Below are 12,153 nucleotides of genomic sequence, written 5' to 3'. Positions count from 1 at the left end.
GTGGGATCGGATGAAGCGTTTCTGGGACAGCGCCGCCACCGAGGCGGCGGCCGAGGGCTTCCGGGTGGTGCTGGACGGGCGGCCGGTGCGGCTGCCGGGCGGCGCGCCGCTGCTGGTCGAGGCGGCGCCGCTGGCCGAGGCGATCGCCGCGGAATGGGCGCTGGCCGGCGGCGCCAAGGGCGGCGAGATGTCGCCGGCCGACATCCCGCTCACCCGCCTCGTCGGCACGGCGCAGGAGCGGGTCGCGCCCGATCCGGCGCCGATGGTCGAGGGGCTGGCGAAATACGCCGAGACCGACCTGCTCTGCTACCGCGCCGAGGACCGGCGGCTGGCGGCGATGCAGGCGGCGGAATGGCAGCCGCTGCTCGACTGGCTGGCGCTGCGCCACCGGGCGCCGCTGCGCGTCACCACCGGTCTGATGCCGGTACCGCAGGACCCGGCCTCGCTGGCCGCGGTGCGGCGCGCGGTGGCCGCCCTCTCGCCGCTCGAGCTCACCGCGCTCGGCGTGCTGGTGCCGGCCTATGGCAGCCTCGTCCTCGGCCTCGCCGTGGTCGAGGGGCATGTGGATGCGGCGGAGGCGCACCGCCTCGCCACCCTCGACGAGAGCGCGCAGGAGGCGTTCTGGGGCACCGATGCCGAGGCGGCGGCGCGCCGCGCCCGCATCGCCGCCGAGGCGTCGCAGGCCGAGCGGCTGCTGCGCCTCGCCCGCCGGGAGGCGCCGGAGGATGGGCGCGGGGAGGGCGCATGAAGGCGCGGCACCTGCTGATCACGGGCCGGGTGCAGGGCGTCGGCTACCGCGACTGGATGCAGCGCGAGGCCGGGCGGCTCGGCCTCTCCGGCTGGGTGCGCAACTGCCCCGATGGCCGGGTGGAGGCGGTGATCGGCGGGCCGGAGCCGGCGGTCGAGGCGCTGCTCACCCTGCTGCGGCGCGGGCCGCGGCTGGCGCGCGTCGATGCGGTCGAGGAGACCTTCTGGGAGGAGGAGGTGGAGCCGGGGTTCCGGCGGCGCTGAGGCGGTCGCGTTCAACTCCGCCGGAGCGGGGGTTTCACCCGGCCGCCCCCCACCACCTGCCCAGGCGGGCGGCGCTGCCGCTCTACCCGGGAGGGAGATCCGAGATGGCCGAGACGCATCTGCACCCGCTCCTCGACGACGGCATCAAGCCCGGCGCGGCCGGCTTCGCCGGCGGCACCCTGTCCTGCCGCTGCGAGCGCGACCAGGTGAAGGCGAAGGTCGAGAGCGGCATCGCGCACAACCACGCCTGCGGCTGCACCAGGTGCTGGAAGCCGGAGGGCGCCATCGTCTCCGTCGTCGCCGTGGTGCCGCGCGACAAGCTGAAGCTCGGCAGCAACGCGGACAAGCTGCAGGTGGTCGACCCCACGGCGGCGATCCAGCGGCATGCCTGCAGCGTCTGCGGCGTGCATCTCTTCGGCCGCATCGAGAACCAGGACCATCCCTTCTACGGGCTCGACTTCGTGCATCCCGAGCTCTTCGCCGAGCCGGGCGCGCCGCCGCCCGGCTTCGCCGCCTTCGTCTCCTCGGTGATCGAGGGCGGGGTGCGGCCGGAGCGCATGGACGGCATCCGCGGCCGGCTGCGCGAGCTCGGCCTCGAGCCCTATGACTGCCTCTCGCCGCCGCTGATGGACGCGATCGCCACCCATGTGGCGAAGCAGAAGGGCGTGCTGCCGGCGTGAGGCCTGGCCGCGGACCGGTCGGGTGACCGGTCCGCCGGCCTGGCTCGGCCCGCGCCGTTGTAGCGAAACCGATTGCGTGACGGCGCCGGCCCCGCGCATGCTCGGCCCGCCGCGGCGGAGACCGGCGGCCAAGAGGCACAGGGAGCCAACGTCATGCATCGCCGCCTTCTGCTAGGCGCCGCCACCGCGGCTCCGGCGCTGGCCACGCCGGCGCTCGCCCAGAGCCAGACCCCCGAGATCCGCTGGCGCCTGACCAGCAGCTTCCCGAAGAATCTCGACATCCTCTACGGCGGCTCGGAATCGCTCGCCCGCCGCGTCGCGCAGATGACGGACAACCGCTTCCAGATCCGCTGCTTCGCCGCCGGCGAGGTCGTGCCGGCGCTGCAGGTGCTGGACGCGCTGCAGGCCGGCACGGTGGAATGCGGCCAGACCGCCTCGCTCTACTATGTCGGCAAGGACCCGACCTTCGCCGCCTTCACCGCCATCCCCTTCGGCATGAACATGCGGCAGATGAGCGCCTGGCTGCGCCATGGCGGCGGCAACGAGATCGCCGCCGAGCTCTACCGCGACTACAACGTCGTCGGCATTCCCTTCGGCGACACCGGCGTGCAGATGGGCGGCTGGTTCCGCAAGGAGATCCGCAGCCTCGACGATCTGAGCGGGCTGAAATTCCGCATCTCCGGCTTCGCCGGCCATCTCTTCGCCCGGCTCGGCGCGGCGCCGACGCAGATCGCCGGGCCCGACATCTATCCCTCGCTCGAGCGCGGCACGATCGACGCCGCCGAGTGGATCGGCCCCTATGACGACGAGAAGCTCGGCTTCGCGCGCATCGCCCGCTACTACTACGCGCCCGGCTTCTGGGAGGGCTCCTCGCGCGGCGTGCTGATGATCAACCAGCGCGCCTGGGACAGCCTGCCGGAGGCCTACAGGGCGGTGCTCGAGGTCGCCTGCGGCGAGGCGACGATGGAGATGATGGCCCGCTACGACGAGGGCAACCCGAAGGCGCTGCGCCGGCTGGTGGCGGCGGGCGCGCAGCTCCGCGCCTGGCCGCGCGAGATCCTGCAGGCCGCCTGGCGCAACTCCCTCGAGCTCTACGAGGAGACCGCGGCGCAGAACCCGCGCTTCCGCCGGATGTGGACCAGCTACCGCGCCTTCCGCGACGAGCAGTTCCAATGGTTCCGGGTGGCCGAGAACGCCTACGAGACCTTCGCCTTCGCCGCCGCGGCGCGGAGCTGAGGGCCGCCGCGGGCGGACCCCGTGCCGGGCGGCGCGCCCGCGGCCGGTCGTGGCGACGGCGATGGCGCATCCGGTCCGGCACCCCGCATCCGCCGCCGGGCCCGCGCCGGGGCCGGTCCCGAACCCGGTCGGGCGACGACGCCCTGGCCAGCCGGGGCCATGCGAGGCCATCTGGGGCCATGCGGGGCCGGGGCGGCCTGCCATGCCCTGCCGCCTGGCGGCGCCATCGACCGCGCCGCCCCCGCTTTCCCTTGCTTTCGCAGCTGCGAAACCCCATAGTCCTGGCGTCGGCGCGGAACGGTGCCGACGGTGCCCGGCCGCGTGAGCGGCCCGCGGGCGCGGCCCCATCGGGGTCCCCGCGGATCAAGCCGAACTGCCGGCGCACGCCAGAGCTTCCCATCGGATTGGCCCAGCCACGCGGGGTCGCCACCTGCAACCCGCGGCGCGCCGCCCCACAGCCGGGCGCGTCCGGCGCCGCGCGACCGGATCGATTGCCACTCGTGACAGACTTCACCACCCTCGGCCTCGCCGCGCCCCTCCTGCGCGCGCTCGAGGAGGCCGGCTACACCACCCCCACCCCCATCCAGGCCCAGGCCATCCCGACCGTGCTGGAAGGCCGCGACCTGCTCGGCATCGCCCAGACCGGCACCGGCAAGACCGCCGCCTTCTCGCTGCCCATCCTGCACCGGCTGAACGCCAAGGGCGGCCGGCCGCCGCGCGGCGGCTGCCGCGCCCTGGTGCTCTCCCCGACCCGCGAGCTCTGCGCCCAGATCGCCGAGAACGTCCGCACCTATGGCGGGCATCTCGGCCTCTCGGTCGCGGTGGTCTTCGGCGGCGTGCCGCACGGGCCGCAGCGCCGCGCCCTGGCGCAGGGCGTCGACATCCTCGTCGCCACGCCGGGCCGGCTGCAGGACCATCTCGACCAGGGCACGGCGCGGCTCGACCGCGTCGAGGTGCTGGTGCTGGATGAGGCCGACCAGATGCTCGACAAGGGCTTCCTGCCGGCCATCCGCCGCCTGGTGCGCGTGCTGCCGGCCGGCGGCCCGGGCGGGCGGCAGACCCTGTTCTTCTCCGCCACCATGCCGAGCGAGATCGGCCGCCTGGCCGGCGAGCTGCTGCACGATCCGGCCCGCGTCGAGGTGGCGCCCGTCGCCACCACCGCCGAGCGGGTGGCGCAGCGCGCCATCCATCTCGAGCAGGCGGGCAAGCGCCGCATCCTGGCCGAGCTGCTGCGCGGCGAGGGCGTTGGCCGCACCCTGGTCTTCAGCCGCACCAAGCACGGCGCCGACCGCGTGGTGAAGCAGCTCGACCAGGACGGGCTCTCGGCCAACGCCATCCACGGCAACAAGAGCCAGGGGCAGCGCGAGCGGGCGCTGGCCGCCTTCAAGGACGGCAGCGCGCCGATCCTGGTGGCGACCGACATCGCCGCCCGCGGCATCGATGTCGATGGCGTCACCCATGTCGTGCAGTACGACCTGCCGGAGGTGCCGGAGACCTATGTGCACCGCATCGGCCGCACCGCCCGCGCCGGCGCCTCGGGCGAGGCCGTCGCCCTCGTCTCGGCCGAGGACCTGGACAAGCTCTGGGCGGTCGAGAAGCTGATCCGCCAGGCGATCCCGGCCGAGGACCGGCGCGAGGACAAGACGCGCTCGCTGGCCAAGCCCGGGCTGCTGCAGCGCCCGGCGGCCGCCCCGCGCGGCGGCCAGGGGCACGGACAGGGCCACGGTCAGGGCAGGGGGCGCGGCCCGCAGGGCGGCGGTCCGCGCCAGGGCCAGCACGCGCCGCGCCAGGCCGGCGGCGGCGAGACCCGCGGCCAGCCGCGGCACGGCCAGCCGGCCCAGGCCAGCGCCAAGCCGGGCGGCGAGGCGACGCGGCGCCGGCCGGCGGCGGCGGGCGGGGACGGCACGCGCCGCGAGCGCGACGCCTTCCGCAGCGGCGACTTCCGCGACAACGCGCCGGCCTTCCTGACGCGGGGGCGCTGACCCCCCGCGCGCGTCCCGGGCGCCGCGCGGCGCCCGGGCCCCAGGCCGCCGCGCGCCGGCCGGCCTTCCCTGCGCGCCGGCCCCTGGCCGCGGCGCCGGCATCCCGGCATCCTCCCGCGCAACGCCCGGGAGGATCCACCGCATGCATCGCCGTTCCCTGCTCGCCGCCCCCTTCGCGGCCCCCCTCATCCTGCCCGCCTCCGCCCGCGCCCAGGCCCCTTGGCCGGACCGGCCGGTCACCATGGTGGTGCCCTTCGCCCCCGGCGGCACGCCGGATGTCGCGGCACGCCTCGTCGCGCCGAGGATGACCGAGGCGCTCGGCCATCCGGTGGTGGTGGAGAACCGCGCCGGCGGCGGCTCGACCATCGGCACCCGCAGCGTGCTGCAGGCGAAGCCGGACGGGACCACGGTGCTGATGGGCAGCATCAGCTTCATGATGGCGCCGCTGACGATGGACCCGCCGCCCTTCGATTCCGCGGCCGGCTTCCGCGTCGTCTCGCTCATGGCGAGCGTGCCCTACATCCTCGTCGTCCGCGCCGATGCGCCGCCGAGGGACCTCGCCGGCTTCCACAAATGGGTCGCCGACAAGCCCGGCAAGCTCAGCTACGGCTCGGCCGGCAACGGCACGCCGCTGCATCTCGGCGGCGCCATCTACGCGCTGCTGACCGGCGCCGACCTGCTGCATGTCGCCTATCGCGGCAGCGGCCCGGCGCTGGCCGACCTGCTGGCCGGGCAGGTGGACATGGTCTTCGCCGATGTCCCGGCGGCGACGCCGCACATCAAGGCCGGCACGCTGCGGCCGCTCGCCTCGCTGGTGCAGCACCGCATCGCCGCCTTCCCCGAGGTGCCGACCATGGCCGAGAGCGATCCGCGCCTCGCCGAATACGACATCTACACCTGGGCGATGCTGGCGGCGCCGAAGGCGGTGCCCGACCTGCCGGTGACGCGGCTGCACGCGGCGCTCGCCGCCGCGGCGCGCGAGCCGGCGCTGCAGCCGCGCTTCGCCGATCTCGGCTTCGACATGGTGATGAACACGCCGGCCGAGGGCGATGCGCTGCTGGCGCGCGAGCAGGCGAAATGGGCCTCGCTGATCAAGCGGGCGGGGATCAAGGCGGATCTGTGATGCCGACCCCGGCAGCCTGGCTTCGCCGCGCTGGCGGCGGCGCCCATCCGGGCGCTCGGCCCCGCGGGCCGCGGGTCGGGACTTCGCGCGCCGGGTAATGCGCGGGGGCGGCCGAACCGCGCCGCCGTCCCGGCGTTGCCGGCGCATGCGCGAGACCAGATTGGAGCGGGCGGGCGAGCGCCGCGTGCTCCGCACCGACGACGCCGGCACGCTGCTGCTCGATGGCGAGGGCCGGGTGGCCGGCGAGCACGGCACCGACCGGCACGCGATGCTGCTGGCCGAACTGGGCGACGCGGGCTGGCAGGTGACGGCGGATGGCCACCGGGTGCCGCCGGGCGGCCCGGCGGAGCCGCCCGGGGCGGTGGCCGGCGACACCGGCGCGCCGGGGCTGCGGGCCACCGAGACCGATGCGGAGTCCGGCTGAGGGCGGGCCCGCCCGACGCCGCCCGCCACGAGACCGCATCCCGCCACCGAGGCCCGGGATGCCGGGAAGGAGACACAGCATGCCACGCACCATCCTCGCCGCCGCCCTGCTGGCCGGCGCCATCGCCCTCGCCGGCCCGGCGCGGGCGGACCAGCCCGGCGCCGACTGGATCAGCCGCGAGCGCGTCGCCGAGATCCTGAAGCAGGCAGGTTACGGGCCGATCCTCTCGATGGAGGCGGATGACGGCCATTGGGAGGGCAAGACCACCCGCGACGGAAAGCCGATCGAATTCCACGTCGATCCGCATACCGGCAAGATCACCAAGGCCGAGCCGGACAAGTAGGACCAGCGCTCGGCTTGGAGCGTGCGCACCGCGTCAAGGGCGCAAAGGCGTGGCGCCGCCTCACGTCAGCAGGGGGCGGCAGCTTGAGAGATACGCACCCTGTGTGACCCACTGCACGTTCTTGCGAGCATCATTCCTGCGCCATGATCGTCATGGCGGGCATTGTCCGCTGACGATTACAGTTTTCATATTATGTCTGATGAAAGTATTTCGAAGTCAAACGGTTCATCCAGGCAGCGACGGCTAAGGCACCGCGCCCTCCTTGGTCTTGCGCTGCTGGCGAGCATAGCTGGCGCGCTCGGGTCTATTGACGACGCGACCGAGCGGGCTGTCCGGATCTGTCAACGCTTCGGGCTCTGCGCAACGGCGCCGCCCTCGGGGCCAGCCGTGCCGCCAATGGCGACACCGATGCCGCGTCCGTCTCCCGATCCGGACCAGGCGGCACTCCTCATGCGCATCCGGCGTACGCTGGTACTGGAAGGCGTGTCGCTGCCGCCCGGGGCGCAGGAGGGGCCACCTTTCATCGAGCTGGCCGCGCCTATCGTCAGCCTGCCGGAGGTGGCGCCGGCGGGGGCACCTCTCCCCTATGGCGTGGTGGTCACGCTCGAAGCCCGGCTGCGCCGCGGGTCCGACATGGCAGAGCCGCCGCTCGTCGTGCGGCGAGGCGCTCGCGGGATCGGCGCGACTGCCGCGGAGGCTGAGGCGCGGGCGCGCAATGCCGCGGCTGACCTGCTGGGGCTGCGGCTCGCCGAGATTCTGCAATGATGGGGGAGGGGTGGCATGACATGGTCGGGACGCGGCTGGGGCTGCGCGGTGGGGGTACTCGCCGTCATGGCAGGATTGGCGCGGCCGGCAGCGGCGCAATCAATGGCCGGCTCGCTCGAGACGGGATTGCAGAGCCTGGCGCAATCGCTGCTGAGCGGCATTCCCGCAGCGCAGCGCCCGGCGCTGTCGGTCATGCCCTTTCCCGGCGCCGACCAGTCCTGCACGGTGATGTCGGTCTTCGTGGTCGATGAGCTGACCACGACATTGATCACCTCGGTCCAGCCCCGGCCCCGTCTCGTCGAGCGGCAACAGCTTGAGACCATCGTCGCGCAGAACCGTCTGAACGAGTTCATGACCGATCCTGAGCAACGGCGCCGCGTCGGCGGGTTGCTCAACATTGGCGCGCTGCTCGTCGGCACCTATGCGGTGATCGGCGATCGGGTGCGGGTGAATGCCCGGCTGGTGGCCATCGACACTGGCGAGACGACGGCCGCGGCGGCCGTCTCCATCCCGCGCACCGGCGAGTTGACGGATCTGCTGCGCCAGGATGCCGGGCGTGGCCGGAACTGCCTGACCGCTGCCGCAACGCGCTCGGTCGCCGCTCCGTCCACGAGCGGGGCGCAGGCGCCGCCGCGTCCGGCCGAGTCGGGCCTGGCCTGCGAGGAGCAGGAGGGCGTGCGGGTGTGCGTCCGCAGCCTGCGCCGGAGCGGTTCGGAGGCGCAGTTGCTGCTCGATGTGGAGAATATCGGTTCCGGCCCGGTGGGCCTCGCCATGGTCGGCCCGGCGCCGTCGCTGCTGGATAACGAAGGGACGGTTTATGAGGCGACGCAAGTTGCAAGCGTCCCCGTCTGCGGCGGAAAGCTTGGAAGTCGCTCCATGGAGGCAGACAATCAGCTAATGTGCCTCATAGCGAACTATATGCTTGCTCGTGCCGCATTTCGGCCATTGCCGCCAGGCGCACATGCCGCGATCGCGATCAAGCTTCGGGCGAAGGACACGCCAACTGGCGACAGCTTTACCCTCGCTGCGGCGCTTGGAATCCTACCGCGACTTACGAGCAGTATGCCAGCTCAGGAGGCGCAGAATTTGCAAGCGAGGCTGCATCTCGTGGCCTTGTCCGACTTATCAGGTAGTCCTTGAGCAGGCCGACGGACGATCGTTTCCGCCGTCGCCACCCGGTGTCCTGCCGTGGCTTCGCCACGGCAGGCTGTGACGTCACTTCGGTACGGAGGGACTCCCGGGGTCCCCGCGGAGCCGCGCAGCGGCTTCGTGGGGTCACTAGAACACTTCGTCCCACGCCGCCATCAGCGCCGCATCCGCCTCCTCCATCGTCGCCGAGATGCCGAGCCGGTGCAGGCTCGTCACGCCATACTCGCGCAGCCCGCAGGGCACGATGCCGGCGAAATGCGAGAGGTCCGGGTCCACGTTCAGCGCGATGCCGTGCCAGCTCACCCAGCGCGTCACGCGCACCCCGATGGCGCCGATCTTCGCCTCCGCGCCGGTGGCCCGGTCGGCCACCCAGATGCCGACGCGGCCCTCCCGCCGCTCGCCCTTGACGTTGAAGCGGTCGAGCGCCCGGATCACCCAGTCCTCCAGCGCGTGCACATAGGCGCGCACGTCGCGCCCGCGCCGCGCCAGGTCGAGCATGACATAGGCGGTGCGCTGCCCCGGCCCGTGATAGGTCCACTGCCCGCCGCGCCCGGCCTGGTAGACCGGGAAGCGCCGATCGAGCAGGTCGCCGGCGCCGGCCGAGGTGCCGGCCGTGTAGCTCGGCGGATGCTCGACGAACCAGACCAGCTCCTCCGCCGTGCCGGCGCGGATGGCGGCCACCCGCGCCGCCATCGCCTCCAGCGCCAGCGGGTAGGGGGTGAGCCCGTCGGAGATGCGGAATTCCGGTCGCGCCCCGCCGATTGCCGCCCGGGCCACCGTTGCCCCCGTCCCGGTCATCGGTTATACGCCCCGCCTCGCCCGGTTCTGCGGTCGTGGCGGAATGGTAGACGCGCCAGCTTGAGGTGCTGGTGGGGGAAACCCCGTGGAAGTTCGACTCTTCTCGACCGCACCATCCTCTCTCCCGCATGCCGCGTCCTCGCCGGGACATAGCCCGGGAGGCCGCCGGTGTCGCGCCGGCCCCCCTGACACCCCCGTCTGTCCGTCGTCGTTGCATCCCGCGCCGGCACCCGACAGGCTGTGCCGGGTGAGCGCCCGGCGCGGGCGCCGCCTCGGAGACGCCGCGTGAGCCACCAGCCGCTGATCTCGTCGGCAACCCTCGCCCTGCTGCGCCGCATCGCCGAGGCGGTGCCGGGGCCGGTCGCGGTGCTGCAGGCGCCCGGCTGGGTGGTGGTGCATGCCAACCGCGCCTGGCAGGCCCTCGCCGCGTCGGCCGGCGGCGAGCCGACCGATACCGCCACCGATGCCGCCGCCCCCGCCAGCATCGGCGCCAGCATCGGCGCCACCTTGGCCGACTGCCTGCCCGGCTTCGCCACGGCGGGCGGCGCGGCGCTGCTCGAGGAGGCGCGGCGCAGCGGCCGCGCCCTCCGCCGCCGCGGCTGGCCGGTGCGGGCGCGGCCGGAGGCGGCGCCGGTCTGGTGGGACATCGAGGCGCAGCCGCTCGCCGAGGCGCCGGAGACCGCCGAGGCGGTGCTGCTGATCCTGCGCGACGTCACCGGCGAGGTGCTGGCGCGGCGGGAGGCGGCGCAGGCCCGCGCCGTGCTGGAGCGGCAGGCGGCGCAGCTCCGGCTGGCGATCGGCGCCGGGCGGATGCGCTTCTGGGACTGGGACATCGCCACCGGCCGCATCGCCTGGTCGGAAGGCGAGGCGGCGGCGACGCCCGAGGCCTTCCTCGCCCGGGCGCATGCCGAGGACCGCGCCGGGCTGCGGGCGGCGCTCGATGCCGCGCTCGCCGGCGCGACCTCCTTCGACCATGCCTTCCGCCGCGCCGATGCGCCGGGCGAGGCCTGGCTGCTCTCCCGCGCCAGCGTGTTGCGCGACGCCGCCGGCCGGCCGGAGCGCCTGGTCGGGCTCGACCTCGACCTGACCGAGCATCGCCGCGCCGAGGCGGAGCGGGCGGAACAGGCGGCGCGGCTGGCGCTGGTCGAGGAGGTGGCGGAGTTCGGCCTCTGGGACTGGGACGGGCCGAGCGGCCGGCAGGTCTGGTCGGCGCGGCAATTCGCCCTGCACGGCCTCGACCCGGCGGCGGGGGCGCCCGGCCTCGAGGCCTGGCTCGACATGGTGCATCCGGCGGACCGGCGGCGGCTCCGCCAGGCGCTGCGCACGGGCTTCTCGGATGGCGCGGGCCGCTACCGGGTGTTGTTCCGCATCGCCCGCGCCGATGACGGCGCCGAGCGCTGGCTGGCCGGCCTCGGCCAGGTGCTGGAGGCCTGGCCGGATGGCCGGCCGCGGCGCATGCGCGGCATCAACCTCGACGTCACCGGCCTGCTCGGCCAGGCCATGACGACCCTGGCCCGCGAGTCGGAGGTGCTGCGCGCCGCCATCGACGCCGCGCCGGACTGCATCAAGCTGGTCGAGCTCGATGGCCGCCTCTCGGTGGTGAATGCCAGCGGCCTCGGCCTGCTGGAGATCGAGGACGCGGCCGCGGTGCTCGGCCAGGACTGGGCGGCGCTCTGGCCGGAGGCGGGCCGGCCGCGGGTGCGCGCCGCCCTCGCCGAGGCGCTCGCCGGCCGCAACGACCGCTTCGAGGCCCTGTGCCCGACCGCCCGGGGCCGGCCGCGCTGGTGGGACGTGGCGGTGGCCCCGGTCCGCGACCTGGCCGGGCGGGTGCAGCGGGTGATCGCCATCTCCCGCGACATCACCGCGCGCAAGGAGACCGAGGCGCGGCTGCAGGATGCCGTGGCGGTGCGCGAGATGCTGGTGCGCGAGGCGGATCACCGGATCAAGAACAGCCTGCAGATGGCCGCCGGCCTGCTGCGCCTGCAGCAGGGCCGCAGCGAGGAGCCGGCGGTGCGCCTCGCCCTGGCGCGGGCCGAGGCGCGGGTGCTGGCGGTCGCGGAATCGCATCGCGCCCTGCATGGCAGCCCGGACCTGCGCAGCATCGATCTCGGCCAGGTGCTGCGCGACCTCTGCGCCCATCTCGGCAGCCTCTCGCCCGCCCTCACCCTGCGCTGCCATGCCGTCGGCGAGCTGCCGCTCGATGCCGAGCGCGGCATCCCCTTCGGCCTGCTGGCCAACGAGCTGCTGACCAATGCGCTGCAGCACGCCTATCCCGAGGGCGCGCCGGGCCTGGTCGAGGCGGTGCTGGCGCTGGAGGGGGAGGAGGTGGTGCTGCGCGTCACCGATGCCGGGCGCGGCTTGCCGGCCCCAGGGGCGGCCCAAGGGGCTGCCCCGGGGGCGAGTGGTGCTGCGGAGGGCGCGCCGGCGGGGGCGGGGCGGAGCGGCCTCGGCTCGACGCTGCTCCGCTCCCTCGCCCGGCAGCTCGGCGCCCGGATCGAGACCGAGAGCGCGCCGGGGCAGGGCACCCGGGTGACGGTGCGCATGCCGCTGCGCCCCGCCGAGCCGGCGGCCGCGCCAGAGGGGATCCCGCGAGAGGGGAACCCGCCAGAGGGGGGGCCGCGAGAGGGGTAGGCGGGCGGGAC

Annotated in this window: 12 protein-coding genes and 1 tRNA gene; 12 read left to right on the top strand and 1 reads right to left on the bottom strand. The window is 74.5% G+C overall.

Going from position 1 to position 12,153, the window contains the following annotated elements; genetic code table 11:
* Window positions 1-10: 10 nt before the first annotated feature.
* The 10 genes from DOO78_RS23835 (at window position 11) to DOO78_RS23790 (ending at window position 8,704) form a co-directional block, all read left to right on the top strand.
* Window positions 11-748, top strand: a complete 738-nt coding sequence (locus DOO78_RS23835) for an ATP12 family protein (RefSeq protein ID WP_111472394.1) — start codon at window positions 11-13, stop codon at window positions 746-748.
* Window positions 745-1,011: an acylphosphatase gene (locus tag DOO78_RS23830; protein WP_111472393.1), complete on the top strand. Its 267-nt coding sequence runs from the start codon at window positions 745-747 to the stop codon at window positions 1,009-1,011. The genes DOO78_RS23835 and DOO78_RS23830 overlap by 4 nt, the downstream gene beginning before the upstream one ends.
* Window positions 1,012-1,115: 104 nt before the next feature.
* A complete protein-coding gene (gfa, locus tag DOO78_RS23825) occupies window positions 1,116-1,691 on the top strand; it encodes an S-(hydroxymethyl)glutathione synthase (protein WP_111472392.1) in 576 nt (191 codons plus the stop codon).
* A gap of 153 nt (window positions 1,692-1,844) precedes the next feature.
* Window positions 1,845-2,927 carry a TRAP transporter substrate-binding protein gene (locus DOO78_RS23820; protein ID WP_111472391.1) on the top strand — a complete coding sequence of 361 codons (1,083 nt, stop codon included), beginning with the start codon at window positions 1,845-1,847 and terminating at the stop codon, window positions 2,925-2,927.
* A gap of 500 nt (window positions 2,928-3,427) precedes the next feature.
* Complete coding sequence (locus DOO78_RS23815) at window positions 3,428-4,909, top strand: DEAD/DEAH box helicase (RefSeq protein WP_111472390.1); 1,482 nt, start codon at window positions 3,428-3,430, stop codon at window positions 4,907-4,909.
* A gap of 142 nt (window positions 4,910-5,051) precedes the next feature.
* Window positions 5,052-6,032, top strand: a complete 981-nt coding sequence (locus DOO78_RS23810; protein WP_111472389.1) for a Bug family tripartite tricarboxylate transporter substrate binding protein — start codon at window positions 5,052-5,054, stop codon at window positions 6,030-6,032.
* Between the two features lie 184 nt (window positions 6,033-6,216).
* Window positions 6,217-6,456 (top strand): hypothetical protein, encoded by a 240-nt coding sequence (locus tag DOO78_RS23805; protein WP_165839059.1) that lies wholly within the window; start codon window positions 6,217-6,219, stop codon window positions 6,454-6,456.
* 79 nt (window positions 6,457-6,535) lie between these two features.
* Window positions 6,536-6,799: a PepSY domain-containing protein gene (locus DOO78_RS23800; RefSeq protein WP_111472387.1), complete on the top strand. Its 264-nt coding sequence runs from the start codon at window positions 6,536-6,538 to the stop codon at window positions 6,797-6,799.
* Window positions 6,800-7,207: 408 nt separating this feature from the next.
* Window positions 7,208-7,564 carry a hypothetical protein gene (locus tag DOO78_RS23795; RefSeq protein ID WP_128080141.1) on the top strand — a complete coding sequence of 119 codons (357 nt, stop codon included), beginning with the start codon at window positions 7,208-7,210 and terminating at the stop codon, window positions 7,562-7,564.
* Window positions 7,565-7,579: 15 nt separating this feature from the next.
* Window positions 7,580-8,704 carry a FlgO family outer membrane protein gene (locus DOO78_RS23790; RefSeq protein WP_128080140.1) on the top strand — a complete coding sequence of 375 codons (1,125 nt, stop codon included), beginning with the start codon at window positions 7,580-7,582 and terminating at the stop codon, window positions 8,702-8,704.
* A gap of 138 nt (window positions 8,705-8,842) precedes the next feature.
* On the opposite strand, the gene lipB is transcribed toward DOO78_RS23790, so the two are convergent.
* A complete protein-coding gene (gene lipB / locus DOO78_RS23785; RefSeq protein ID WP_243634767.1) occupies window positions 8,843-9,490 on the bottom strand; it encodes a lipoyl(octanoyl) transferase LipB in 648 nt (215 codons plus the stop codon).
* Window positions 9,491-9,540: 50 nt separating this feature from the next.
* On the opposite strand from lipB, the gene DOO78_RS23780 reads away from it, so the two are divergent.
* Window positions 9,541-9,626 (top strand) — tRNA-Leu (locus DOO78_RS23780).
* A gap of 170 nt (window positions 9,627-9,796) precedes the next feature.
* Window positions 9,797-12,142, top strand: coding sequence for a sensor histidine kinase (locus DOO78_RS23775; RefSeq protein ID WP_111472383.1), 2,346 nt, complete (start codon window positions 9,797-9,799; stop codon window positions 12,140-12,142).
* Window positions 12,143-12,153: the final 11 nt, after the last annotated feature.

Source organism: Roseicella frigidaeris, assembly GCF_003258945.1.
Classification (GTDB): domain Bacteria; phylum Pseudomonadota; class Alphaproteobacteria; order Acetobacterales; family Acetobacteraceae; genus Paracraurococcus; species Paracraurococcus frigidaeris.
This window is presented reverse-complemented; position numbering and strand designations above follow the sequence as displayed.